This window comes from Micromonospora sp. NPDC049274 (assembly GCF_040678875.1).
GTDB lineage: Bacteria > Actinomycetota > Actinomycetes > Mycobacteriales > Micromonosporaceae > Micromonospora.
The window spans coordinates 205794-230217 of sequence record NZ_JBFAQS010000006.1; the positions used below are offsets into that span (position 1 = coordinate 205794).

Sequence of the window (24424 nt, forward strand, 5' to 3'; positions counted from 1 at the left end):
CTGGCCGACGGCTTTGCGCTGTCGCAGCGGAGTGCGGCAACATCAGCCGCCGTGACGGCAGCACCAGGCACGGATCCGGGAAACGCCACCCCCGCCGGCAACAGCGGCACGCCCCGGTTGAGTCGACGGGTCAGGCACTGGCTGGCAGGTGCCGGAGTCGCCGCCCTGGCCGCCGTACTCGGCATCACCCTCGCCGTACGCGGCGGTGCCGCCCCGGCCTGCGCCGCGCCGCCCACGGGCAGCTCCGTCCACAAGGGAACGGCGAGTTTCTACGACGCGGGCCGATCGGGCGGCACCTGCTCCTTCCCGAGCCCACCGGCCGACCGGCTCTACGTGGCCCTGGGCTCGTCGCAGTACGCCGGGGCGGCGGCCTGCGGCAGCTACCTGGACGTCAGCGGTCCGAAGGGCACCGTCCGGGTCATGGTCATGGACCAGTGCGCCGGGTGCGGAAACAGTAAGATCGACCTCTCCGACGAGGCGTTCGCCCGGATCGCCGACCGGTCGCAGGGCATCGCGCGTGTGACGTACCGGGCGGTGGTGAACCCGCCGCTCCACGGAGGGCTCACCTTCCGGATGAAGGGCGGCGCGTCGAAGTACTGGTTCGCCGTTCAGGTCGGCAACCACGGCAACCCGCTGCGCTCGGTCGAGGCGAAGGGGCCGAGCGGCGGCTTCCGCAAGGCGGCCCGCCAGGTCGACAACTACTGGACCATCGAGGACGGGATCGGCCCCGGGCCGTACAGCATCAGGGTCACCGACGTGTACGGACGCCAGGCGACCGCCACCAGCATCCGGATGGTCACGAAGCAGGTGCAGCGCAGCACGGCCTCCCTCGTCTCTCCGACGCCGAGCATCTCACCCACGGCCTCGCCGAGCCCCACCATCGCGCCCTCACCGACCCCGACAGCATCAGTCGCACCGACGGAGACGGTCGAAGCGCTCGCCGGTGCCGCCGCACTCGACGGCCCTCGCTGCTGACCGCTTGCGCCTGACGGACGTGGTCGCGGCAGCGCGATGAGCGGCGGGCTGGCCCCGGTGCGCGCTGACTAGACTGCCCGAGTGGCCGATGTCCTGAGGCTCGAGCCGCTGTTGTTCCCCGCCGAGTTCACGTCCCACCGCATGCGACTCCTCGTCAATGGCCTCGACGTCGTGGCCGCGACGTACCCGCCGGACGGCTTCCACGGACAGCCGGTAGCGGGATTTGCGCCCTCGTGGCTACTGGGACCGGACGGGCTCACGACCACACCGGAAGCCCGAGAGGTCGCGCTAGGCGGATCCGACACGAGCGAGGACCACCTGACGGTCCGCGTCTGTCAGGCCGGCTCTGACGTGATCTGGGATCGCTGGCGTCTCAGAGTCATCGACAGGGTGCACAAGAAGGGGCCGGAGGTCGGGCTGGGCAGCTTCCGGTTCGACTCGTACTCGTACGCGGAAGAGATAGCCCAAGTGGCGGAACGCGCCGCCCGAACGTGGCCGGCGCGGTCGGTTGCCGAGAACCTCCAGGCCACGCTGTGCCGTGAAGGGTGGGGGCAGGACGGCGGAGCCTGGATTCGCCGCTACGTAGCGATTCGCGCGCCCCATGATCGCCCGGACGTGGTCGAGATCAGCTACTACGCCCGCGACCTGAGCGGGCTGCGCTATGAACTACCGGGTAGCTACGTGGTGACCTTCCCAGTCGACGATACCGACCCGGACGTTCAGTCCCAGGCCATCGCACACCGGCTGGGCCATAAGGATCTCAAGCCGATATCGGTCCACCAGCCTCGTCGACGACACCGCTGAGCGCGCGCGCCCGCCCCCCCGGTGCCAGGCGGATGGCCGAGGTCGGTCAGGGGGTTGAGTCGGCCGGCGCGAGGATGATCCGTCGGGTGTGGTCGAGATGTCGGACGACGCTGTACGTGCTGGTCGCGCCCAATGTCGGGGCTTCGGTGTTCCAGTCCAGGGAGGACCAGCAGTCCTCGAACCTCACCACGTATTCCCTGTTCGACGAGAAGAGGTGGGTCACGACCGCGGCGATTTCCGAGCCGATCGGGAACCGTGCCTTGACGGACGCCCACCGCTCGTCGCTCAGGCTGCTGGGCAGGTAGGTCCGTGAACGGAACCGCGCGTCGAGTGGGAGCAGTCGGACCTGGCCCGGCCTGTGCTGGAGAACCTCAAACGTGGTCAACGTGCCAACCGACGGCCAGTCGGCGGACTCGTGCGGCAGGCTCAGGACATCAACGAAACCCTCCGGCTGATGGCCCAGGTCGACGAGCAGACCTATCGAGCCGGGTCGCGGTATGTGGACCACCCGACCCGTGACGTGGTCACCCACCGGGAAGCGACGGCGGGCCGCAGCGAGCTGATCCGGATCCACTATCGCCACTCTCCTACGCTGCCTCTGATTTATGCGGACGATAAGCCAGAAACCCGCCGCCGGCTTCCTCGGTCCGATCGTCCAGACCGCTGGACGAGTAAGTCCTCACTCAAGACGAGGCTGGGGTTGCGGCGAAGGACGCCTGCCATCCGCTCTGGCTGCCCGTCGTGTCGATGTGCTGTTGAGCGGTATACCTCAGAGTCATATTCATACCTGTGAGGTATACCGCTCACGACCACACCCGCCCCGACGGCGGTGACCGACGGTCACCACCGGCCGCCAGCGGAGCGGCACTGGCCTACCGGCCCGCGCAGGGTGAACGTCAACGCACCGTGCCGAGCTGTTTGACGGTTCGTAGCAGCGGCTCCGACTCGATCCGCTCCACACCGTCCAGCGAGCTCAGCTTCTCGGTCAGGTACCGGTAGAACTCCGGCATGTCCCGGCAGAGCACCAAGGCCTGCACGTTCGTCGGCCCGGTGGTGGCCGCCGCGAAGACGATCTCCTCGTGCTCGCGAAGCGCCGCACCGACCGCCGCCAGCCGGGACGGACTCACCGCCAGCCAGAGCAGGACCGGGGCGCGGAATCCGTACAGCTCCGGCTCGACCTCCACGTCGGTGTAGAGCGACCCGGACTCGAACAGCTCCTGCATCCGACGGCGGGCGCTCGACTCCGGCCAGCCGGTGGAGGCCGCCAGCTGCGCGTAACTGAGCCGCCCGTCCCAGGCGAGCGCCTCCAGCAGCGGCGCGTCGGCGGGGGTGAGGTGCGCCGCCGACCGGCCACCGCCCGGTGCCGCCCAGACCGGGGTCAGCGCGGCGATCTGCTCGGCGGTCAGCGCGTCGTCATGAAGGTCCGGGCCGACCGCCCCGCCGACGAACTGGTGAACCACGCAGTGCGCGCTGACCGAGGTCACCCTCGGGGTCCGGGGCAGCTTCTGCAGCAGCAGGGTCTCCCGGTCGACCGAGGCCGGCACCCGCACGTTGCAGACAATCTCGGTACCACCCGAGGTGATCGACACCCAGCCGGTATCCGGGCGGCGGGCCAATGCGCCGGCGATCGGCAACGCCGAGTCCGGGGCGGCGCGCAGGCGGATCATCCAGGTCTCGTACCCCAGCTCGATGGGGTTGGGCATGCCGACCACCCGCAGCCCCGCCTCGGCGCGCAACCGACGGTAACGCCGGGCGACCGTCTGGTCGGAGACGCCGAGCACTGTGCCGATCTCCCGGTACCCGGCCCGGCCGTTGATCCGCAGGGCGTGCGTCACCTGCCGGTCCAGAGCGTCGATTTCCACCGGACCAACCTACCGAACGTCGAGATCCGCAGGAACGATGACGTTGGCTAGGGATAATTGCGCGAGGACCGGCATCCTGCAGTGCATGCGCAAATGGTCACCACTGATCGCCGTCTGCCTCGGCACCTTCCTCCTGCTGGTGGACGTCCTCATTGTCGTCGTCGCCCTACCGGCGATCTCCGACGACTTCCACGCGGACTACACCGACCTCCAGTGGGTCATCGACGGGTATGCCCTGTCCCTGGCCGCCCTGGTGCTCGGCGCCGGCTCGCTCGCCGACCGGTTCGGCCGCCGCCGCACCTACCTGAGCGGCATCGGCATCTTCGCGATCTCCTCACTGCTCTGCGCCGTCGCCCCGAACGAGCAGGCCCTGATCGCCGGCCGGATTCTGCAGGGCTTCGGCGGCGCGGCCATGTTCGCGTGCACCGCCGCGCTGCTCAACTTCACCTACCACGGCCACGACCGGGGCGTCGCGTTCGGCATCTGGGGCGCGGTCAACGGCGTCGCCGCCGCTGCCGGCCCGCTTGCCGGCGGCCTGCTCACCGAGCATTTCAGCTGGCGCTGGGTGTTCCTGGTCAACCTGCCGATCTGCCTGGTCGCGGTCTGGTTCACGATCCGCGGGGTGAGCGAGTCCCAGGCGCCGCGGGGTGGCCGCCTCGACCTGCCCGGCACGATCAGCTTCACCGTGGCGGCAGCCGCCCTGACGTACGGGCTGATCCGCGCCGGTGACGCCGGCTGGACCGACGGCGTAACGCTGGCCGCGTTCGCCACCGGCCTGCTCGCCCTGGTCCTGTTCCTCTTCGCCGAAACCCGCTCGGACCACCCGATGCTCGACCTGACCCTGTTCCGCCGGACGCCGTTCACCGTGCTGATCGTCGCCGCGTTCCTCGCCCAGGCCGCCGCGTTCAGCTACCTGCCGTTCAGCATGATCTGGCTGCAGCAGGTACTCGGCAACGGTCCCGTCGACGCCGGCCTGTACGGCGCCCTCCCGATGGCCGCCGCCTCCCTTGTCGTCGGCGCGTCCGCCGGCCGGTTCCTACAGCGGATCGCCCCGCGCTGGACGGTCGGCCTCGGCCTGCTCCTGATCGCCGTCGGTGACCTGCTGCAGGCCAGGATCGACACGGACAGCACCGGCGCGACCCTGATCCCCGGACTGATCGTGGCCGGTCTCGGCGTCGGCTGCGTGCTGCCCACGAGCGCCTCGGCGGTGATGGCCGAAGTGCCACGCGAGCGCAGCGGGATGGCCGGCGGGGCGCTCACCACGTTCCGCCAGCTCGGGCTCGCGTTCGGTGTCGCGGTCTTCGGGACCGTCTTCACCAACCGGATCACCGGCGGGCACGGCTCGCCGGCCGGGTTCGCTGACGGACTGAACGCGACCCTGCTGATCGCCTTCGGAACCGCCCTGGCCGGCGGGATCCTGGTGCTCGTCCTGGTCCGCAAGCACGCCGCCGCGCCGGTCGCGGCACAGGCCCCGGAACCGGCGGAACCTTCGCTGAGCGCGAGATAAAGGGGCTCGCCCCCGGGCGTGCGACGCGCCGAGTTTGACGCTGCTTACGGGGCACCATGAACAGCGCGTCGATCGCCGCTCTGCGCCGGGGTCGCACGGGCCTCGATTCGCCTGCTGCCGTTGCGCTACTAGGGCATGCCCGCGTAGCGGAGCGGCAGCGGAGGTCGCGGCCGGCGCCAGACGATGTAGGCCATGATGACGGCGGCGGCCAGAATCACCACCGCGATGATGAAGATGTACCAGGGCGACCGGTCGCCGACCTCGCGCACTCCCCGACAGGGATGGCTCTCGCCGTAGGTGACGCGGATGCGCTCGCCGATGGTCACGGCTCGGTTCGCAGCCACCGACGAGCGAAAGCTCTCCTCACACGCCTCACCATGAGCGGTGCTGAACTGAACCGTCAGGATGGTTCGCGTCCCGCGACCCTCGACGTCCAGCACCTCGGCCGATGCCTCCGATCTCCGCTGCTCGCCCGCAATCGACCAGATGGCAAGGGCCGCTCCCGTCATCGCGAGGACGAGATAGAACGCCGAGAACACCCGTAGAAAGGTTCGGCTCGGCCGTCGACGGGTCATGGTCGGCACTTTAGAAGCACTCAGCAACGCAGGATCCTGAGTTGCGTCGGGGCAGGTAGCAGGCTGAGTTTCCGCGTGTGGATGCCGTGGCGCAGTGGGTTCGGACGTCGTGGACCAGGCGTTCGCGCGGCGGCATCGAGGCAACTCGGCGTAACGCGGTACCTGTGTCGTTCGCTCTGCCGGCACAGGCGGTGCCGCTCACCCGTGAGGTCGATGAATGGTGGCGCGACGCTGTACCGGTTGGACACCCTGAGCCTGGCGCACGGAGCGGTCCCGGCCGACACCTTCCTCGGCGATCCGCCTCGTTTCATCGATGAACGCGCACGCATCTGGTAGCTACCCGCGTGGACGCGGTGACACCTGGACCCGAGGAGCCGCGAAAGAGAGAAGGGACACTCTCCGACGCCCGTTGACAGGTGTTTCGGTCGAGTGACAGCGTTGTCATCGACTCATTTCCTCCATATGAGACGAGGAGCGCATCTTGCTCTATCGGAACTCACCACGCCGCCGCCGCACGACGGCAGCCGCCGCGGCCGGCATTCTCATCACGGGGCTGGCACTCGCTCCGTCCGCGCCGGCCCAGGCCAGCCACCACGGCGCACAGGACGAGGCCGTACGGTCGGGCGACGCGCGTTTCGAGGTGCTGTCCCCGACCCTGATCCGCACCGAGTACCAGAAGGACGGCAGGTTCACCGACGCCGCCACCTTCAACGCCATCGGGCGTGACGACTTCCCCCGTACGCGGTTCACGAAGCGCGTCGAGCGCGGCTGGCTCACCATCGACACCGGCGCGATGACGCTGCGCTACAAGGTCGGCTCGGGCGCGTTCACCGCCGACAACCTGACCGTGCGGCTCACGACCGGCAAGCAGATCGTGCAGAGCCAGCCCTGGGCCGGCCACACCGCTCCGGCCTGCGCGTTCGGCGCGCTCTGCGAGGCCGAGTCGTTGCAGTTGAACGGGCCCGGCGTGGCCACCGACCACCAGGGATTCACCGGACGCGGTTTCGCGGCCGGCTTCGCCTCGTCCGGCGACTCGGTCACGTTCGCGCTCGACGCCCCGGAGAGCGGCGCGAAGCAGCTCGCCGTCCGCTACGCCAACAGCACCGGCGGCGACGGCCAGAACGTGGACCGCACCCTGACGGTTCGGGTCGACGGCGACGCCGGCCACACGCTGACGCTGCCGCCCACCGCGAGCTGGGACACCTGGGGCCTGGCCACCGTGCCTGTCGACCTCACCGCCGGGAAGCACGAAATCAGCGTCGTACGGGGTCCCACCGACTCCGGCAACGTGAACGTCGACAGCCTCGCGGTGGTCAACCCGGGTGATCCGTTCCCGGCGCCGACCCCGCCCCAGCCGCAGCCCCTGCGGTTCGGCACGCTGGCCGACGCCGAGACCGGCGCGCTGACCGGCGGCGCGAGGCCCGCGAACGACCACAACGGCGCATCCGGTACGGGATTCCTGGCCGGCCTGGAGAGCACCAGCTCCGCCGACGCGCTCACCGTGACGGATGTCCCGTCCGCGGGTGAGTACCAGGTGCAGATCCGCTACGCCAACGGCCAGGCCGGCGCCCAGCCGAGCCAGGCGCGCACCATGTCGGTGACGGCCGGAACGGCGGCGCCGGTCACGGCGAGCCTTCCGCCGACCAGCGGGTGGGACTACTGGAACACCGTCTCCGTCCCGGTCCACCTCGAGCGCGGCACCAACACCGTGACGCTGGGCTGCCCCACGGACGCCAGTTGCAACGTCAACGTGGACACGGTCGCCGTCACGGGCAAGGGTTCCCCGCTGCTCGCCCCGCACGCGCCGCTCGGCGGCTACCGCCGGGGCCTGGACGGCGTGACCGGTTCCGCGCTCACCGCTCCGGGCCTGCTCTACCAGGACGGCTGGTACCTGCTCGACGACTCGGCCTCGGCCCTGAGCACCACCAAGCCCAGGCCCGCCGCCGAGCAGGACGGCTACGTCTTCGCGTACGGGCAGGACTTCACCCGTGCTCTGAAGGACCTGTCGACCCTGACCGGGCCCACGAAGCTGCTGCCCAAGTGGGCGTACGGGGTGTGGTACTCCGAGTACTACGACCGCACGGCCGCCGAGTTCCAGGACCTGGTGTCCCGGGCCAAGGCGGAGGGCGTACCCATGGATGTTCTTGTCCTCGACACCGACATCAAGGCGCCGGACAAGTGGAACGGCTGGAGCATCGACCCCACCCGGATCCCCGACCCGAAGGCGTTCTTCGACTGGGCCAAAAAGCAGGGCCTGCACACCGGCATCAACATCCACCCGAGCATCCTCGGCTCGGACCCGAAGTTCGCGCAGGCGCAGGCCACCGCGAAGGGCAAGCTCCAGCGCGTGGGCTGCAACGGCGGCGCCGACTGCTACGCGTTCGACTTCGGCGACCCGGACCAGCTCAAGGCGTACCTGCAACTGCACGACGGGATGATCCCGAAGGGCAGCAAGGGCCCCGACTTCTGGTGGCTGGACTGGTGCTGCGACAACACGAAGTCCTCGCTCGACGGGGTGACCGCCGACGCGTGGATCAACAAGCAGTACGCCGACAAGACCGGCTTCGCGTTCTCGCGGGCGTACGGCTCGTTGCAGGCCGGTGGCTACGGCAGCCCGACCCCGGTGGCGACCGGGCCGTGGGCCGACAAGCGCACCACGCTGCACTTCACCGGCGACACCACCTCCGACTGGTCGACCCTGCAGATGGAGGTCGGCTACACGCCTGGCGAGTCGGCCGCGACAGGGCTGGCCGCGGTCAGCCACGACATCGGCGGGCACACGGGCGGCCTGCGAGAGCCGGGCAGCGAACCGGGCAGCACGAAGCTGCCCGACGACCTCTACGCCCGGTGGGTGCAGTTCGGCACGTTCCAGCCGATCGACCGGCTGCACTCCAACCACAGCGACCGGCTGCCCTGGCAGTACGGCCCGGAGGCCAACGCGTCGGCCAAAAAGTTCCTGAACCTGCGCGAGAAACTGCAGCCGTACACCTACGCCGCCGCCAAGGAGGCCACCCGCACGGGTACGCCCATCGTCCGCTCGATGTACCTGGCCTACCCGAAGGAGCAGGCCGCGTACGCCACCGCCGGTTCCCAGTACCTCTACGGCCCGGACTACCTGGTCGCACCGGTGACGACGCCGGGCACCACCGCCACGACGTCGGTGTGGTTCCCGCCGGGCAACAGCTGGACCGACATCTTCACCGGGAAGACGTACCGGGGCGGCACCACGCAGAACATCACCACCACCCTGGACACCATGCCGGTGTTCAAGAAGCACTGAAGCCTCTTTGCAGGGATCAAGACGCCGGCCGGGTGGGGTAACCCACCCGGCCGGCTGCACGGGAGGCGGTGGTGTCAGCCGAAGAGGGCGGCGGAGATGTCGGCGTAGAAGAGGGCCGGGTCGCGGGAGAGCGAGGCCTTGACGTTGGCGGTAGGACTGTCGGCGATTACTTCGAGCTTGCCCGCCTCCAGGCCGTCCAGGGCGATGGCGACCACCTCGCGGGGCGGGAGTTTAGGGATGTCGTAGGCGGCCATCATGTCGGTGTCGGCGATCGCCAGGGCGAGGGCGGTAACCTGGGTTTTCTGGTCGGCCAGCTCAAGTCTGATGCCATTGGTGAGAGACCATTCGGCGGCTTTGGAGGCGGCGTAGCCATTGCTGGCAGGGGCGAAGGCGTACCAGCTCAGCGCTGAGATGACGTTGAGAATGGCACCCCCGCCGAGCCTGGGAGCGAAGGCGCGGGTGACGTTGAGGGTGCCCCAGAAGTTGGTGTCGAACTCGCGACGGATGTTGTCCGTGGAGGGGCCGAGCAGGGGCGCGTTCGTGGAGATGCCGGCGTTGTTGATGAGGACGTCGAGGTCGCCCACCTCGGCTGCGGCGGCCTCGATGGACGTCGGGTCGGTGATGTCCAGGTGGAGGGGGACCACGCCGGGGATGTCGATGCTCTCCGGCCGGCGGGCGGTGGCGTACACGGTGGTGGCACCGCGGGCGAGGAGCCCCTCGGCGAAGGCCTTGCCGAGTCCACGGTTGGCACCTGTTACGAGGGCTTTCGTACCGTTGATCTGCATGCCCCCACGCTAAAACCTCACGTTAACGTCAGGGGCAAACATTTGCGAGGTGGGTCACTGTGCGGATCGGGACGCGGGCGCGTCGGTGATCGGCGATCGCGCGAGCACCGATCCGCGTACGCCGAGCACGGTGTGGCAGACCACGGACGACTGCCGGCAGGACCGCCGGCATGTTGACTCCTGCCGGGCGTCCTGCCTGTCTCCCGGCAGCGGACGTTGCTTGACTCAGCGGCATGACATCAATACGGAAAGCGATCGCCAGTACGGTGATCGTCGGGGCACTGGTCGGCGCGACAGCGCTCACCGGTCCCACCTCCGCGTACGCGGAGTCCGGCCAACCGGGGGCCGCCGGGGCCGCCAAGTCCCTCCTCGACATCATCCCGGCACGGACCCTGGACCAGATGGTCGCCCAGGCCCCACTGGTCGACGTGGCCAATGTCATCCGCACCGCGGTGGAACGCGCACCGGCACGTGGCTATGCCGGTATCGGCCTGGTCGACGACCACGTCACCCTGTGGTGGAAGGGTGCGCTGCCCACCGACATCGCGGCAGCCGTCACCGCAGCCCGCCGCACCGCGCCGGTCGAGGTGGCCAACGCCACCTACTCCCGCGCCGAACTGCGCAAGGCCGCCGCCAGACTCACCCCGGTGGTGGAAGCCGACCCGGCGGACGCCAGCCACTCGATCAGGCTGCGCACGGACGGTACCGGCATCGAGATCGCCGTTGACCACACCCCGGCCAAGCTGCCGAAGCTACCGGTCACCGGCGTCCGTACCAGCTTCGTCGAACGCGACCGGATGGTCGCACGGTCACGGGCCAACGACGCCGCGCCGTTCGACGGCGGGGCGGGCATCGGGTTCACCACGCCCGGGTGTACCGCAGGCTTCGGCGTCCGCAACGCGGACACCAACGCCGGTTACATCCTGACCGCCGAACACTGCGGAGCCATCGGCTCGCCCTGGCACGTCGGCTGGAACAAGGCCACCGGCACCGGCACCCTGGTCGGCTACGCGGTCGCCAGCAATGACAACCACGACACGATGATCATTTCAACGCCGACACCCGGCGGCCACCTCTACGTCGGCGGTCAGCAGGACGAGGTCCGAACCCAGGTGATCGGCTGGACCGAAGTCTTCCCCGGCCAACTGCTGTGCCAGTCCGGGTACACCTCCGCGGGTGCGATCGGCGGTCCGGTCTGCAACCTGCGGGTCGATTACCACTACGACGACATCGAGGACCTCGTCGAGGCCACCCAGCTCGACGGCCAGGAGTCCGCACGGGGCGGCGACAGTGGCGGCCCGGTCTACGCCGTCAACGCCAACGGCACCGTGCTCGCCGCCGGCACCACCACCCGATCGGCCGGTCGGGGCTTCGGGTTCCAGGACTTCGCCACCGCCCGCGACGACTACGGCAACCTCGTACCGGCGACGAAGATCGCCAGCACCTGCCGGGTCTCCTTCGTCGTCACCAACTCGTGGGTCACCGGCTACAGCGCCAGCGTCACCGTCTACAACGACGGCCCGGCCGCCAACGGCTGGTCGCTGGGCTTCGCCTTCCCGGGTGGACAACTCGTCCAGGGCCACTGGAACGGCATCTTCCAGCAGGCCGGCTCGGCGGTGACCGTCACCAACGAGAACTACAACGCCACCATCCCGACCGGCGGCGCCGTCAACTTCGGCTTCACCGCGAGCGGGCCTCCCGCCACCTCGGCACCGTTCACCCTCAACGGCACCACCTGCAACTGACCCTTGTCACCGCACACCGGGCCCCGCCGCATCGTCGGCGGGGCCCGGTGTGTGTCCGGGATCAGGACTCGGCCAGTTCGCGTCGCAGGGTGGCGCGCAGGGTCCGCACCTCCGGCGCGTCCAGTTCGCCGCACCGGTCGAGCGCCCGCTGTCGCAGCAGGCGGGCGTCAGCAGCCTGGCCCGGAGCCGAGCCGGCAAGCGCCGCGAGCGCGGACAGAGTCTGCGCCTCCCACCACGGGCAGGACAGCGCGGCATACAGGGCCAGCGCCGCCCGCAGCGCCTCGCCCGCCGCGTCGACCTCGCCCAACGCCTGAAGCGCGAGCCCATAGCGATGGATGGCAATGGCCTCGCTGAACGTCGCGCCGCACCTGTTGAACAGCCGCCGGGCGCGGGCGTACTCGTCAGCGGCGTTCCGCCAAAGGCCCATCCCGGCCAGATCCGCACCGAGACTCATCATCGCGCCGGCCTGGGCCACCGCCGCGCCGGTACGACTGAGTCCGTTGCCCTGGACGTAGAACGCCAGCACGTCGCCGTGCAACTCGGCCGCTTCGGCGAACCGGCCGAGCGTTGCCAGCGCTCCGCCCAGCGCGCTCGCCGCGCTGTGCTCGCCGAGGGCGTACCCGATCTCGCGGAACAGGCCCACGGCCCGGCGGCAATGGTCGACGGCCGCGCCGCCGCGGCCGATCCGAATGAAGATCGCGGCGGTGTAGGTCAGCGCCCACGCCTCCTCGCGGCGGTCCCCGATCCGCTGGGCCAGTTCCAGCGCCCGGTCCAGCGCGGCCAGCCCGTCGGTATTGCGGTCCCGGCAGAAGTACCGGGCCCAGCCCAGGAAGTTCAGCAGTACGGCCTCGTCGCGCGGGCTACCGGCCGCCCGGGCCGCGGCCACTCCCAGCGAGAAGATCTCGTCCCAGGAGTGCCGGTGGCTGTTGGCGTCGGAGTACCAGTGCAGAGCCCTGGTGACCGCGACCACGTCGGCGTGCCGACCGCGCCGGGCCGCGTCGCGCAGAGCCGCCAGCCAGTTGACGGACTCCCGATTCAACCAGTACGCCGCCGCCCGATCGTCGTCGAACGGGGAGTCGACGCGAGAGGCGACCGGTTCGAACATCAAGCCGGCCTGCCGCGTACGCCGCAGGAGCCAGCCGACCATCTGATCGTGCGCGCCCGTCCGGGATGCCTGTTGTTCCTCGGCGTCAAGGCGTTCCTGGGCGTAGAGCCGGAGCAGGTCGTGGAACTGGTACCGGTCCCCCATGGTCAGGAGGACACCGGCCTCGACCAACTCCTCCAGGGCCGCCGCCGCGGTGTCCTCGTCGGTGCCGGCCACGGCGGCGGCCAGCGCGGGCTCGAAGTCGCTGCCGGGAATCAGCGAGGCCCGCCGGAACACTCGCGCGGTCATCGGGTCCAGTTGCCGGTAGGAGACCTCGAACGCGGATCGAACGCCCAGGTCTCCGGCGGTCAGAACGGTCAGCCGCTGACGCTGGTCGCGGAGCAGGTCCACCAGCCAACCGACCGACCATTCCGGTCGGCTGGCGAGGCGGTTGCCGGCGATCCGAACGGCCAGCGGCAGCCGGCCGCAGAGTTTGACGAGTTGGTCGGCCGCGGCCGGCTCGGCGGCGATCCGGTCGGCACCGACGATCGCCGCGAGCAGCAGTCGACCGGCTGCCGGGGCGAGCAGGTCGAGCGGCAGGCGGACCGCACCGGCAAGACCCGTCAGTGGACGCCGGCAGGTGACCAGCGCGAGGCATCCCCGCCCGGCCGGCAGCAGCGGGCGTACCTGTGCCTCGCTTGCCGCGTTGTCCAGGACCACCAGGAGCGGCCGGTCCCGAGTGAGGGTGCGGAACAGACCACCCCGCTCGGCCGGCGACACCGGCACCCTGCTGTCCGGCACCCCGAGCGACCGCAGCAATCCGGCCAGCGCCTCGGCCGGGTCGGCCGGATCGTCCGACGAGGCGCCCTGCAGGTCGACGAAGAGTTGTCCGCCGGCGAAGGCCAGGCTGAGTCGATGTCCAGCTGCGACGGCGAGGCTGGTCTTGCCGATCCCGGGCGGTCCGTGCAGCACCACCACCGAGGCGGTGTCCGGCCGCCCTGCGGTGACGTCGGCGGCCAGCGCCGAGAGCCGTTCCAGGATCTCCGCCCGGCCGGCCAGGTCCGGTACGGCGGCGGGCAGTTCCGCGGGTACGACCAACGCCGATCGGTCGTGCGGCACCTCCGCGACGCGGTCGTCCGGCACCGCCACGCGGTCGTCCGGCACCGCCGCTCGGTCGTGCGGCTGCCGCTCGACCCGGGCCAGGGCGACGAAACGATCGCGGTCCTCCCCGGCCAGCCGCAGGGCGTCGGCGAGCAGCACCACCGTCCGTCGTTGCGGGCTGCGCACCCGGCCGCGCTCCATCTCCCGGATTCCGCGGACACTGGAACCGGCTGCCTCGGCAAGCTCCTCCTGGGTCAGCCGCCGCTCCAGGCGGAGGGTCCTGAGGAGGCCTCCGAAGTGGTCACGCCGTACCTGACTCTTGGGCATGCTCCCCCAACCACCAAGCGCCCGCAGTGACGTAACGTACGTCGATGCTCGCATGTGTGTGACGAGTAACGGGCCACTGTGCACCGAGTGTGAGTATCGCCATGGCGGGCGGTGAGCCACCGACATCTGCCGGGGACAACGCCCCATCGGCCAGAGAAACCAGGTCCAGCGAGGCCGTACGGAAGCCGGCGGGTTGGCCTGGTCGCGTATTCGGGGCTTCCGGCTGCCGCGCCAGTCCAACCCCCGGGCTTGGCTTGTCACGGCACGTCGATGGACACCGTTCGCCCGCGACGACGTCGGTGTGGTTCCCGCCGGGCAACAGCTGGACCGACATCTTCACCGGGAAGACGTACCGGGGCGGCACCACGCAGAACATCACCACCACACTGGACACCATGCCGGTGATCAAGAAGCACTGACGTACTGGCTCGACACCGGCCGGGTGGGCTACCCCACCCGGCCGGTGCGTTCGCTGCTACCGGTGCGACCGTCGCGCCAGCGACAGCCAGCCGAGGAACCGGGCGTGCAGCGCGGGCAGGTCCGGACGCAGCCCCAGGCCGTACGCGTCGTCGATCGCCTCCTGCATCGACGCGGCGAGGTAGAACGCCAGGGCTATCGAGTGGCCGTAGAACTCGGTAGCGAGGGCGAGCTGAGCCGGGTTGCACGGCCAGGGCGCGGCGCAGTTGCGGCACCGCCACGCCGGGCGCATCGGCAGGTGCGGGCGAGGGCGCGCGATCATCCGACCCGTACCGGACGTCGCCGGCGTTTGGCTGGCCTGGGTGGTTCGACGGGCAGGGCCTGCAAGCGCACGCCGGCACGCAGCACGTACAACTCGCGCCGCGCGACCGCTTCGCCGGCCGCGTTCAGCTCGTAGCCTTCAAGCCAGACCCATCCGTCGTACGTGTGCCGCTCGGGCAGCTCGCGGATGACGCGCACGAAGATCGGGCGCAGAAACTGCACGCTGGCCGCGGTGGTCAGGTGAATAACGTCGCCGGCCTTGAGCGTCCCAATCACCGCGACCCCCAGGGGTACGCGGCACCGCGGCTCGCGCCGGAGCACCGGATTGATCGTCCGGGCAGCCACGGGCCGTCGGGGCGATCGGTGCCTCCGGAGGTGGCTGCGGCCGGCTGGCAGGATTTGGCTCGGGCGTCGGCGGGCACGGTCTCTCCCTTTGGTGCCGTTGGGAAGGGGCCGCTCCCGTGAGTGCTCGCCCGCCGGGAGCGGCCCCGCTACGAACGCGACCGCCGGATCTCGTAGGCCTGCCGGCCGCGCCGCCTGGTTACACTCTGCTGTGGAGACCACTACGCTCGGAAGGCGTTCCAGGTGTCCGGCCGGAGCTGGCAGAACAGCCGCCGGACGTGTGGCACCTCGGGTAGTCGATCTCCGATTTGAGGAGCCTTGAATGGCTGACGTGCCGAGCCCTCTCGCGGACTTCATCGTGAGCGAGATCCGCCGCGCTCGTGGGGCGTCCGGGATGACGCAAGAGTCATTCGGCCGGGCAGCGGGCTTCAGCGCCTCGCACGTCAGCGCTGTGGAGAGCGGCACCCGAGCGCTGACGATGGACTTCATCAAGGGAACTGACCGGGCGCTGAACAACGGCGGACTCTTCGAGCGCCTGGCGACGAAGTTCGGCACTCCGTCGTGGTTCCTGCCCTGGCTCGATGCCGAGCGCGAGGCGACACAGCTTCGCTACTTCGAGCCGAATCTGATCCCTGGCCTACTACAGGTTGAGCACTACGCCCGCACGGTCCTGCGGACGGACGAAAGCCTTACTGACGAAGAGGTCGAGCAGCGTGTGCAGGCGCGCATGAGCCGGCAGGCGATCCTGACCGGCGAGCACCGGCCACAGTTCGTCGCCGTGCTGGACGAAGCCGCGATACGGCGCACGGGTGATGGTCTGGGCGGGATCATGGCCCAGCAGGTCGCCCACCTGGTCGCGATGGCCGAACTCCCCCACGTTCACGTCCATGTCATTCCGATCGGCAGCGGTCTGCACATCGGGCTGTCCGGACCGTTCGCGCTGGCTCGGTCCAGCGAGGGCGTGTGGGTTGGCCACCTCGAAAACCAGCTTGGCGGGGACGTCATCGACAAGGACGATGAGGTAGCTACGCTTCAGGCAAGGTGGGAGAGCGTCCGAAACGAGGCTCTGCCGCGCCGGCAGTCCATCGACCTGCTGAAGGAAGTTGAGAGCCATCATGGACCTCAGTAACGCCCAGTGGCGCAAGTCCACCCGCAGCGGCGCGAGCGGCGGCAACTGCGTCGAGGTCGCTGACAACCTGCCCGGCGTCGTCGGCGTCCGGGACAGCAAGGACCCCGCCGGCCCTGCCCTGACTTTTGGTCCGGCAGCCTGGCGGGCGTTCGTCGCTCAGGTCGCCAGGCTGCCGTAACGAAGGCCAGGCACGCGAGGGCTTCGTTACGGACCAGAACCCCGCAATCGACCGCGTCCCAGATCACCGCGCTACCTCGCCATCGACCTGCTGAAGGAAGTCGAGAGCCATAATGGATCTCAGTAGCGCCCGGTGGCGTAGGCCCACTTCGCAGCGGCGCGAGCGGCGGAACTGGGTCGAGGTGGCGAGCCAACTGCCCGACGTTGTCGCTGTGCGCGACTCGAAGGACACGCGGGAACGACTCTGACCTTCACCCCCGCCCTTGGAAACGCGTTCGTCGCCGCACATCGCCAAGCGGCCGTAACCGACACGGGACGGGTGAAGCGCCCGTGCCCAATGCGGGCAGGCGCCCGCCAAGCCCGCGTCCCCTCGGCCTGCAGCCAAGCCCAGGAATGGCGAGCCACTAAGGCGGCAATCCTCTCGTCGAAGCGTTTCCGCCTGAGCCACCGGCCGCCATCAGCCGAGCGAGAGCCGGTGTCCACAACCTCGAGGCTGTAGCCGATGTATGTAGCCACGCAGCCGCCACGATAACCGACGCTCCTCCAGACGGAAGCGCGTCGCTGATATTCCGGGCTCTGGCGGCCACCGTCTGTACGTGACTTCAACATCCAGGCAGGGAGATTTCCAGCTTGCGACGGGCGACTTGGCGGGCCGTGTCGACGAGCGCCGTCATGCCATCAGCCTACGGAGCCGGCACCCCCCTTTTCCACACCGTGGTCCTCCGGATCGCCAGCGGGCGGACGAGGTAGAGCTGCTTCGTCCAGGCGACGCATCAACATGCTTGCGAGAACTAAGAGTTCCCAGACCTCATCTTGGTTGATCGGTTGGTAGGACTCGTGAGCAAGAGAGTTGCGAAAGGCTGCGAAGGCCCCCATAAACATCCACATGACGCCCTGCCGTTCACTCACAGACCCTACTGAGCCAGCGAGGTTGAAGGTGTAGACACCTTCCTGCGGATGCATTGCGTAACTCATAAGCCCGGCACCGTATCGACTCTTCTCGGGCGGGCTTCGATGCGCGAGGACATCCTTTTTTACTCGTGATTCTATAGCTTGAAACGCTCCCAAGGCTGCCTGTGCCGGATAACGATCCTTGAAGAGTTTTGCCGCCGTACGTAGCCCCGGGTGAAGCTGATACAAGGCACTGTCGTGCTCGACCTGCACATCACTGATGGAACTAATCTCCTTTATCGGGGAACTTGTCACCGCCTCGGGATTCAGCAACGCCGAGCGAGTCTTCCAATAATCTTGAAGATTCTTAGCGGAAGCAAAGCCGCGGATACTTCGCCCTACGGATAAAGACCACCCGCTGCCATCGTTGGGACGAGACCAGCCGCTTACCCATGGCTCACAGTTGGCAATCTCAAATAGTTGATCCGCGACGGTTTCACGCGCCGTTCCAAGAGGCAGCCCAGGAAGCCGATCGAGGATGAGCCGCCTTGTCATCCTTGGACCTTCTCTCGGCTCCGTCCAATGCCGTTCCCACTCGACAGCCAACTGGAGGAGACTTATGAACGCATGAACGTAAAGCTGACCAGACCCTAAGTTCGCGACGCTGGCGATGGTTAGACGTAGCTCGGTGTCAGGTCCCGGGTGGGAAGGACGTCGGGAGTCGATTCCAAGGAGAAGGCCTTGAGCCACCTCGGCAATTGCCTCTTCGAAGATATGCCCTCTGCGGTATAGCTCCCGATCCACCTCAGCGAAGACGGGCCAACGGTGATATGTGTTGAAGCGTTCCCACACGAGTTCCAGAAGCGCCCGCCCCTTCTCCCCTTCGGACGAAGGAACACCCGGCAATGCCACCGGTTGAATCGCCACGGGAACCTCTCCTATCCCGTCCAACAAGGACGGTCAACTACTCTGCGGTCCAGGCAGGCCGCACGGAGTTGGAACACTACTGCGATGACCGCTGAGGCAGGCACCACGGTCTTTAGGTGGTCGCGGTAGGCCATCCCGCCTGCCATCGACCCAGGCAAACCGAGCGGGCTGATGGCACGCGGGATAGCTTAGGCGCGAGGTTACGGCTCTTGCATTGGCCTGCGAAGAAACGCCACGACGATCAAGACAAGCCCTCCGCCGCCCAAGATGGTTCCAGCGATCGGCTGACCCTTCAAGCCCAGAACTACGCCAGCACCAATTGCCAGTAGAGCAAGCACAAAGGCGAAGGCCATGCCTGCCCAGGCCAATACATACTCCCGCGAGTCGGCGCGCTCCAGCCTTCTCGCCTGCCGATCGTCCATGCTGAGGCGATGTTCCTGTTCCCGCTCGGCGTACTTGAATGCCCGCTCGGCCCCGTTGTCGACGACGGCACCCAACCGCTGTAGCTCATGAGAGGGAACAAAAGGAGAGGACCACTGCTCAAGCTGCTCGCGGCTTACTCGGAGATCTAAAAGCTCCACCGGCTCTCGCTGGGCCGGGATTGCGGGCTCAAGCTGTCCGCTGGCCGTATCAGGCGACGCAACCTCTTCTGGCCTCATGGCTGATCTCCGCGTAGGCCATCCCCGGGGCCAGTATCACCGTAATCTGCTGACGGTGATGGTGCGCCTCCGCTGATACGGCGGCCATCGAATGATTCACGGGTTATGAACGACTGCCGATAAGAATCTTCAATTCTTGTATAAGTTGGTTCGAGTTCATCGAACATGGGTGTTTGGTCATCGACTGGCGGCGGATCTATACCCGTGTACCAGACCCTTCCCTCGCGGTCCGTCCAACGCATTGCGAGTTCGTAGTTACCGCCCTGGTCGAGGAATTCGCGCATGTATGAACCGGAAGTCTCCGCTGCGGTCGTCCGTAGCCAGCGTTCACCGATAACTAGGCGGATGCCTTCAAGAATGTCACGCCGTAATGCACGGAAATCACCCCTGATTGATGCCCGGTCTCGGCTCGGAGAGGTTGCACGAATCGTGCCACGAGGCCGACGTGACCGATAGCGAGAGCCAGAGAAGTCCGCCAACCACTGGACGCCCTCAAACACCGAGTGCACGCCCCCACGATGCTTCGCCAACCCTCACCTCCCGCTCGGTCGTTCGTTGATAATAACGCCCAGTGTCACGTCGCAACGTCTCACACTGTCTGGCTGGTCAGGGGGTTGACTGCCATCACCCTCGCGCTGGCCAGTCACCCGAACTTCGTGCAGGTGCAGACCACGGCCGCGTTCGGACCCCAACTTCACGGCTAAGTCTCGGGAAGGTCGTGGCTGAGGGCCTATTTGGGATGGCGACGGGCACGAACGGCGACGTGCGCTACGGACGATGGTCGAACGTTCCGCAGTAAGTTGCTCGTAGCGACACAGGTCAGCGGGCCCTGTTGGTTGTCTGGGGGTCAAAGGGGTCACGGGGTTGACATCCTCAGGAGCGTCCGGATGGCTGCGCGCCGAGTCGAGCGGGTTAGGCCACACGCGGCTTGGGGTGGGTGACCAATTGAGTGACGACGAAGGCGTGCCAGGGTGGACGTCGACGGACGATGGTGGACTGGACGGACAGCTCAACCTGCCACTCGCGCAGGTCATCGACCGGCGATGGTTCCTTCGGGACGAAGGAGTCGAGCTCCGGCGCCATACGGTGGCCGACGGTGCTTGACGGCATCGGGATGGCAGAGGGCTACAAGAGCGTGGGATGTTCGGGCTCGTCTGCTTTGGTTGTCAGTTGTGTGGGGAGCCGGTAGGCCGCATCTCGAAGGGGTCGCCCTGGAATCGGCTCGAGCTCCCCCGCACGAATCATTCTCTGAAAGATGCGCTTGACGGTGTTCTCTGAGCCAATTCCGGCTAGCCGACGAACAACGGAGTTTGAAATCTCGGGCTGACTCTGCAAGTACTCAATAATCATTTCTTCGGGGCTCGCCAAGCGCTGGTGTCGAATCACCACGAGGACTGACGTGCGCTTATCTATAATCTCCGGCGGCTTAAGCTTGAGCCCTTTCATAGCATCAAATGCGGTGCGGAGCCCTTCCCCCACATCCTTGTTTGGCGGATCAGGAAACCGGCTAATCCATCTAGTTAAATGACCGTTTCGGCCGAAGCGCTGCTCCAGAATGTTCTCTGGCGTCAAGTGGGCGGGCAGGCCTCCGGGACTTTCGACCTCCACGCGATTGTCAAAGACTCGGACATGAATATCATCGGCGATGCTGTAATCGCGATGCAGAACCGCATTAGTAATAATTTCATGAAGCGTCACTTCCGGATAAGTGATGTCTTCAAGCCCGTTTGGCGTCAGTACGCGAATTCCTTGGACGAGATCAACCGTCGTCCTGACAGCCTCTCGAATGACATCGTATGCCGGCCCGCCGATGGCGATGGGCTGCCCGGCCAAAGTTGCTCGCGTGCCAAGCGGCTCCGATGTCGCATACCGATACACCTTCACGGCGGACTGCTTAGGCAATGCCGCCTGTGGCTCGTCGGCGAATAGCAGAACCGAGGCAACCGTAGGTTTTTCGTCTCGGATCAGAAGTTGCTTCTTGAGGAACTGCAAGGGTTCGCCCGTTGGCACGATTTCGAGCATAAAACCAATAACGGTGTCGGAGTTGGTTACGAAGTCCAGTGGCACATCGATAGGGTGCGTCTCGAAGCTAGTAACACCCTTAGCGTATTCGAGCCGCCTGATGGCTTCCAAGTCCGTGAGGGGCATATTCTGCGCGCCGCGTCGGACATATATCTTGCCGTCGCTGCTCTTCCGCACGTCTGGAGTGCGCAGAAAGGTTGCCTTCAGAACGAGTCCAGAGTCCGGGTCGTCGAGCTGGCGCAAGAATTGATAGTCAACGAACTGGCCAAACGGGAAAAAGGACTCGAAGGCCTGGACGTGCCCGTTCGCTTCCTCGATTGAACCGAAACCCCGCCAACTCCTCAGTTGCCGCGTGCTGTCCTCGCCAATGCCAACGAAGATCTCCCCACCTTCGGCGTTGCAGAAGGCGGCCATGGTGCGTGTCAGCTTGGCGGGAGCAATCTCGGTCGCCTTCAAGTCGGCCGTGTGGCTTTCCTCCGTGAGGAGGATCTGCTGAACCTCGTGGTCGTTAAGATCCACTATCTCAAAGGGCACGCCTCATAGTGCCACGGGTTGTTGGTAGCGGAGAACCCAGACGCTGGCAAGGCGAGTTGTGGAACACCGCTGCGATCGCCCGCTCGGGTGGCCATGGGCAATGTGATGGTTGCAAAGCCCAGGGTCAGCTCGGGCCCTCTGGGCCGTCGAACGCCGACCGGCAGCACGCGAAGAAACAGCAGGTCAGCCACCGTGTATCGGCGGCTGAGCTGGTGGGCGACGGACGAGTCGACCTGTACGCCGGATTCTGTGCGCGGCGCGTACCCCGAAGGGTTTGCGCCGGCGGCGGCCATCCATCTCGGCCTGCCGTTGCCGGCAGGCTCCAGCGGCCTACCCGCAGACATCGGGCGGGCAGCCCTCAAGCGTCTGCGCCGGGTCGTCATCTTGCGGTGACGGCCCTTGCTTGGCCTTGCTCCGGGTGGGGTTTACCGAGCCACCCCGGTCACCCGGGGTGCTGGTGGGCTCTTACCCCACCGTTTCACCCTTACCGTCCCCGTTGGGGTCGGCGGTCTGTTTTCTGTGGCACTGTCCCGCGGGTCGCCCCGGGTTGCCGTTAACAACCACCCTGCCCTGTGGAGTCCGGACGTTCCTCGGCGGCGGGCCGGAGCCCGCCGACGCGACCGCCCGGTCGACTCGTCCGTCGCGCTCCCATCCTAACGACGACCGTGCCACCGGTATTGCCGCCCCGCCCGAGCAAGATCGCGCTGCTCAAGGGCGGTCCGACGGATCCGCCCCGGGAGGCGGGCGCTAGCCTCGTGGGGCTATGGATCTCTCCCACGCCGCGCTGCTGCTCGCCGCCGGTCTCGCCGCTGGCACGGTCAACGCGGTGGCCGGTGGCGGTTCACTGATCACCTTCCCGGCGCTGATCGCGATCGGGTTACCGCCGGTGCCGGCGAACGTCAGCAACTCCGTCGCCGTGTTCCCCGGGTACGTGGCTAGCGTGGCGGGCAGCCGCATGGACCTGCCGCGCCCCCGGGCGCTCGCCACGCTGGTGCCGACCACCATCGTGGGCACTATCGTCGGGGCGTTGCTGCTGCTGGCCACGCCGGCCCGCGCGTTCGAGCTGGTCGTACCCTTTCTGGTCCTCGGCGCGACAGCGGTCCTGGCCTTCCAGGATCCGCTGCGCCGGCTGGTCGGCCACCCCCGCGACCTGTCGCCGCGACAGCGGACGGTCGCGGTACAGACGATGGTGGCGCTCGGCTCGGTGTACGGCGGATACTTCGGCGCGGCGCTCGGGGTGATGCTTGTCGCCGGCCTGGCGCTGGTGCTGGACGCGACGCTGGCGCGGGTGAGCGCGATCAAGAATCTGCTCTCCGCGGTGGTGGGGCTCACGACGCTCGTGGTGTTCGCCCTGTTCGGCCCGTTGAATTGGGCGGCCGTCGCGGTGGTCGCGCCGGCCACCCTCATCGGGGGGTACGCGGGCGCCCGGCTGGTCCGTCGGCTGCCGCCGGTGGTGCTCAAGACGCTGATCGTGGTGTTCGGTACGACGATCGGCCTCTACCTGCTCTATCGCGCGCTGACCTGAGCGGCGGCGCCGCGAACACCACACGCGCCGGCCCAAGATTCACGCAACTTCAGGGAAAGTGCTGCCTCAACCGGTCGCGAGGCAGCAGTTTCCCCGAAACTGCGCGGATCTTGGCCGGCGCGCGTCGCGGAGCGGCGGGCAGGGGCCGGGACGGTCAGTAGGCCTCGCCTACCGGTTCTTCGGGCGCGTGTTCGGTGTCCGCGGCGGCACGGTTCCAGCGGGACCACAGCACCCGCTCGCCGTAGCCGGCGGCCATCACGTGCGCGAACGCCAGGTAGACAAGCACGCCGACGGCGAGCACCCCGAAGCCGACCCAGAACGGCAGGGCCAGCGAACGCTCGGCGAGCTTGCCGGAGATGATCGGCGCGGGCGCGGCAGCGCCCCAGCGGACCAGGTTGAACGCGCCGGTGGCGAGCCGGCGGTCGCTGGAGCCGAGGCCGAGCGCCAGGTCGGTGAGGTTGGCGTTGGCCAGGCCCATGCAGAGGCCGGCGAGCACGAGCACCACAAGCGCCTCGGCGGTGCTGGTGGAGGTCGCGAAGAGGACCATGCAGACCAGCAGGCCGGCGATGGCCACGCCGACCGTCTGCACCGCGCCGATCCGGTGGGCCAGCCGGTGGCCGATCACCAGGATGCCGGTGGCCAGGCCGAGGCCCCAGCCGGTGAACGCGAGCCCCAGCGGGACGACGTCGAGGCCCAGGAAGAGCGGCGTGTAGCCGAGTACGACGAAGAACACGAAGTTGTACGCGGCGGTCACCACGCAGAGGGCGATGAACGCCGGTTTGCGGTAGGTGGCGAAAATCTGGCCGACACGTACCGGGGCCTGCCGGTTGGTGGGTTCGCGCAGCTTGCGGGCGGCCACGCCGAGGGCGAGGACCATGAACACGCCGCAGACGAAGAACGGCAGCCGCCAGGAGACCTGGCCGAGCAGGCCGCCGATCAGCGGGCCGACGGCGAAGCCGAGGCCGAGGGCTGTCTCGAAGAGGCCGACGACCCATTCCCGGTCGATGGCCAGGTTGACGAGCACCACCATGGCGGTGGCGAAGAACATCGCGTTGCCCAGCCCCCAGACGCCGCGCAGCACGGACAGCTGCACGATGTTGTCGCTGAACGAGGCGAGGATGGCGGCCAGCCCGACCACCGAGACACCGGCGATCAACACCGGCTTGAACCCGAACCGGCCGCTGGCGAGCGTCGCCGGGATCATGCCGAGGGCCATGACCGCGATGTACGCGGTGAACAGCAGCTCGACCTGCCAGGCGGTGACCCCGATCGCCTCACCGATGGCCGGCAGGATCGGGTCGACGACGGCGATGCCGGCGATGGCGAGGAAGGCCACAAGTGTGGTGGCGTAGATGGCACTGCGGTTCGGTTCTGAACTCCGATCCACTCCGACTCCCCAAGTAGCTGTATCGTACAGGTAGTTATTCTGTATCAT

Annotated in this window: 22 protein-coding genes and 1 other RNA gene; 10 read left to right on the forward strand and 13 right to left on the reverse strand. The window is 67.8% G+C overall.

Annotated elements, in window-relative coordinates:
- Positions 1-51 precede the first annotated feature (51 nt).
- Complete coding sequence (locus tag AB0K10_RS14020; RefSeq protein ID WP_363683253.1) at positions 52-975, forward strand: expansin EXLX1 family cellulose-binding protein; 924 nt, start codon at positions 52-54, stop codon at positions 973-975.
- An 81-nt stretch (positions 976-1056) separates the two neighbouring features.
- Complete coding sequence (locus AB0K10_RS14025; protein WP_363683255.1) at positions 1057-1779, forward strand: hypothetical protein; 723 nt, start codon at positions 1057-1059, stop codon at positions 1777-1779.
- A 46-nt stretch (positions 1780-1825) separates the two neighbouring features.
- Here the strand turns inward: AB0K10_RS14025 and AB0K10_RS14030 are convergent, their stop codons facing one another.
- Both AB0K10_RS14030 and AB0K10_RS14035 read right to left on the reverse strand, forming a co-directional pair.
- Positions 1826-2362 carry a hypothetical protein gene (locus AB0K10_RS14030; RefSeq protein ID WP_363683257.1) on the reverse strand — a complete coding sequence of 179 codons (537 nt, stop codon included), beginning with the start codon at positions 2360-2362 and terminating at the stop codon, positions 1826-1828.
- Positions 2363-2675: 313 nt separating this feature from the next.
- Positions 2676-3641 carry an Lrp/AsnC family transcriptional regulator gene (locus AB0K10_RS14035; protein ID WP_363683259.1) on the reverse strand — a complete coding sequence of 322 codons (966 nt, stop codon included), beginning with the start codon at positions 3639-3641 and terminating at the stop codon, positions 2676-2678.
- A gap of 85 nt (positions 3642-3726) precedes the next feature.
- On the opposite strand from AB0K10_RS14035, the gene AB0K10_RS14040 reads away from it, so the two are divergent.
- Positions 3727-5148, forward strand: coding sequence for an MFS transporter (locus AB0K10_RS14040; RefSeq protein ID WP_363683261.1), 1422 nt, complete (start codon positions 3727-3729; stop codon positions 5146-5148).
- A 128-nt stretch (positions 5149-5276) separates the two neighbouring features.
- Here the strand turns inward: AB0K10_RS14040 and AB0K10_RS14045 are convergent, their stop codons facing one another.
- Positions 5277-5723, reverse strand: a complete 447-nt coding sequence (locus tag AB0K10_RS14045; protein ID WP_363683263.1) for a DUF3592 domain-containing protein — start codon at positions 5721-5723, stop codon at positions 5277-5279.
- 481 nt (positions 5724-6204) lie between these two features.
- Between AB0K10_RS14045 and AB0K10_RS14050 the strand changes: the two genes are divergently transcribed.
- Positions 6205-9003: a TIM-barrel domain-containing protein gene (locus AB0K10_RS14050; protein WP_363683265.1), complete on the forward strand. Its 2799-nt coding sequence runs from the start codon at positions 6205-6207 to the stop codon at positions 9001-9003.
- A gap of 74 nt (positions 9004-9077) precedes the next feature.
- Here the strand turns inward: AB0K10_RS14050 and AB0K10_RS14055 are convergent, their stop codons facing one another.
- Positions 9078-9788, reverse strand: a complete 711-nt coding sequence (locus tag AB0K10_RS14055; RefSeq protein WP_363683267.1) for an SDR family oxidoreductase — start codon at positions 9786-9788, stop codon at positions 9078-9080.
- A gap of 233 nt (positions 9789-10021) precedes the next feature.
- On the opposite strand from AB0K10_RS14055, the gene AB0K10_RS14060 reads away from it, so the two are divergent.
- Complete coding sequence (locus AB0K10_RS14060; RefSeq protein WP_363683269.1) at positions 10022-11533, forward strand: cellulose binding domain-containing protein; 1512 nt, start codon at positions 10022-10024, stop codon at positions 11531-11533.
- Positions 11534-11594: 61 nt separating this feature from the next.
- Here AB0K10_RS14060 and AB0K10_RS14065 read toward each other — a convergent pair whose 3' ends face one another.
- Positions 11595-14045 (reverse strand): helix-turn-helix domain-containing protein, encoded by a 2451-nt coding sequence (locus AB0K10_RS14065; protein WP_363683271.1) that lies wholly within the window; start codon positions 14043-14045, stop codon positions 11595-11597.
- Positions 14046-14344: 299 nt separating this feature from the next.
- Between AB0K10_RS14065 and AB0K10_RS14070 the strand changes: the two genes are divergently transcribed.
- Positions 14345-14464 carry a hypothetical protein gene (locus AB0K10_RS14070; protein WP_363683273.1) on the forward strand — a complete coding sequence of 40 codons (120 nt, stop codon included), beginning with the start codon at positions 14345-14347 and terminating at the stop codon, positions 14462-14464.
- Between the two features lie 56 nt (positions 14465-14520).
- On the opposite strand, the gene AB0K10_RS14075 is transcribed toward AB0K10_RS14070, so the two are convergent.
- Complete coding sequence (locus AB0K10_RS14075; RefSeq protein ID WP_363683275.1) at positions 14521-14784, reverse strand: hypothetical protein; 264 nt, start codon at positions 14782-14784, stop codon at positions 14521-14523.
- Positions 14781-15056: a hypothetical protein gene (locus AB0K10_RS14080; protein ID WP_363683631.1), complete on the reverse strand. Its 276-nt coding sequence runs from the start codon at positions 15054-15056 to the stop codon at positions 14781-14783. The genes AB0K10_RS14075 and AB0K10_RS14080 overlap by 4 nt, the downstream gene beginning before the upstream one ends.
- A gap of 391 nt (positions 15057-15447) precedes the next feature.
- Between AB0K10_RS14080 and AB0K10_RS14085 the strand changes: the two genes are divergently transcribed.
- The 3 genes from AB0K10_RS14085 (at position 15448) to AB0K10_RS14095 (ending at position 16679) form a co-directional block, all read left to right on the forward strand.
- Positions 15448-16254, forward strand: coding sequence for a helix-turn-helix transcriptional regulator (locus AB0K10_RS14085; protein WP_363683277.1), 807 nt, complete (start codon positions 15448-15450; stop codon positions 16252-16254).
- Entirely contained in the window at positions 16241-16432 is a 192-nt protein-coding gene (locus AB0K10_RS14090; protein WP_363683279.1) for a DUF397 domain-containing protein, read from the forward strand. The genes AB0K10_RS14085 and AB0K10_RS14090 overlap by 14 nt, the downstream gene beginning before the upstream one ends.
- A gap of 112 nt (positions 16433-16544) precedes the next feature.
- Entirely contained in the window at positions 16545-16679 is a 135-nt protein-coding gene (locus AB0K10_RS14095) for a DUF397 domain-containing protein (protein WP_363683281.1), read from the forward strand.
- A 430-nt stretch (positions 16680-17109) separates the two neighbouring features.
- Here the strand turns inward: AB0K10_RS14095 and AB0K10_RS14100 are convergent, their stop codons facing one another.
- From AB0K10_RS14100 to rnpB, 5 genes are all read right to left on the reverse strand, one after another.
- Positions 17110-17877, reverse strand: coding sequence for a TIGR02391 family protein (locus tag AB0K10_RS14100; protein WP_363683283.1), 768 nt, complete (start codon positions 17875-17877; stop codon positions 17110-17112).
- A gap of 572 nt (positions 17878-18449) precedes the next feature.
- Positions 18450-18908 carry a DUF2335 domain-containing protein gene (locus AB0K10_RS14105; RefSeq protein WP_363683285.1) on the reverse strand — a complete coding sequence of 153 codons (459 nt, stop codon included), beginning with the start codon at positions 18906-18908 and terminating at the stop codon, positions 18450-18452.
- A gap of 912 nt (positions 18909-19820) precedes the next feature.
- Entirely contained in the window at positions 19821-19991 is a 171-nt protein-coding gene (locus AB0K10_RS14110; RefSeq protein ID WP_363683287.1) for a hypothetical protein, read from the reverse strand.
- A 42-nt stretch (positions 19992-20033) separates the two neighbouring features.
- Complete coding sequence (locus tag AB0K10_RS14115; protein WP_363683289.1) at positions 20034-21449, reverse strand: ATP-binding protein; 1416 nt, start codon at positions 21447-21449, stop codon at positions 20034-20036.
- A 235-nt stretch (positions 21450-21684) separates the two neighbouring features.
- Positions 21685-22100: RNase P RNA component class A (gene rnpB / locus AB0K10_RS14120), an RNA gene on the reverse strand.
- Positions 22101-22227: 127 nt separating this feature from the next.
- Between rnpB and AB0K10_RS14125 the strand changes: the two genes are divergently transcribed.
- The gene (locus tag AB0K10_RS14125) at positions 22228-22989 is read left to right on the forward strand and encodes a sulfite exporter TauE/SafE family protein (protein WP_363683291.1); all 762 of its coding nucleotides are present in this window, start codon (positions 22228-22230) and stop codon (positions 22987-22989) included.
- A gap of 154 nt (positions 22990-23143) precedes the next feature.
- On the opposite strand, the gene AB0K10_RS14130 is transcribed toward AB0K10_RS14125, so the two are convergent.
- The gene (locus AB0K10_RS14130; protein ID WP_363683293.1) at positions 23144-24376 is read right to left on the reverse strand and encodes an MFS transporter; all 1233 of its coding nucleotides are present in this window, start codon (positions 24374-24376) and stop codon (positions 23144-23146) included.
- Positions 24377-24424 lie beyond the last annotated feature (48 nt).

What these genes read in the sequence shown, in the direction of transcription:
- AB0K10_RS14040 (WP_363683261.1), top strand. Translation starts at nt 3,727, where the DNA reads ATGCGCAAATGGTCACCACTGATCGCCGTCTGCCTCGGCACCTTCCTC.
- AB0K10_RS14045 (WP_363683263.1), bottom strand. Translation starts at nt 5,723, where the DNA reads ATGACCCGTCGACGGCCGAGCCGAACCTTTCTACGGGTGTTCTCGGCG.
- AB0K10_RS14055 (WP_363683267.1), bottom strand. Translation starts at nt 9,788, where the DNA reads ATGCAGATCAACGGTACGAAAGCCCTCGTAACAGGTGCCAACCGTGGA.
- AB0K10_RS14060 (WP_363683269.1), top strand. Translation starts at nt 10,022, where the DNA reads ATGACATCAATACGGAAAGCGATCGCCAGTACGGTGATCGTCGGGGCA.
- AB0K10_RS14065 (WP_363683271.1), bottom strand. Translation starts at nt 14,045, where the DNA reads ATGCCCAAGAGTCAGGTACGGCGTGACCACTTCGGAGGCCTCCTCAGG.
- AB0K10_RS14075 (WP_363683275.1), bottom strand. Translation starts at nt 14,784, where the DNA reads ATGATCGCGCGCCCTCGCCCGCACCTGCCGATGCGCCCGGCGTGGCGG.
- AB0K10_RS14085 (WP_363683277.1), top strand. Translation starts at nt 15,448, where the DNA reads ATGGCTGACGTGCCGAGCCCTCTCGCGGACTTCATCGTGAGCGAGATC.
- AB0K10_RS14090 (WP_363683279.1), top strand. Translation starts at nt 16,241, where the DNA reads ATGGACCTCAGTAACGCCCAGTGGCGCAAGTCCACCCGCAGCGGCGCG.
- AB0K10_RS14095 (WP_363683281.1), top strand. Translation starts at nt 16,545, where the DNA reads ATGGATCTCAGTAGCGCCCGGTGGCGTAGGCCCACTTCGCAGCGGCGC.
- AB0K10_RS14100 (WP_363683283.1), bottom strand. Translation starts at nt 17,877, where the DNA reads ATGACAAGGCGGCTCATCCTCGATCGGCTTCCTGGGCTGCCTCTTGGA.
- AB0K10_RS14105 (WP_363683285.1), bottom strand. Translation starts at nt 18,908, where the DNA reads ATGAGGCCAGAAGAGGTTGCGTCGCCTGATACGGCCAGCGGACAGCTT.
- AB0K10_RS14110 (WP_363683287.1), bottom strand. Translation starts at nt 19,991, where the DNA reads ATGGCGCCGGAGCTCGACTCCTTCGTCCCGAAGGAACCATCGCCGGTC.
- AB0K10_RS14125 (WP_363683291.1), top strand. Translation starts at nt 22,228, where the DNA reads ATGGATCTCTCCCACGCCGCGCTGCTGCTCGCCGCCGGTCTCGCCGCT.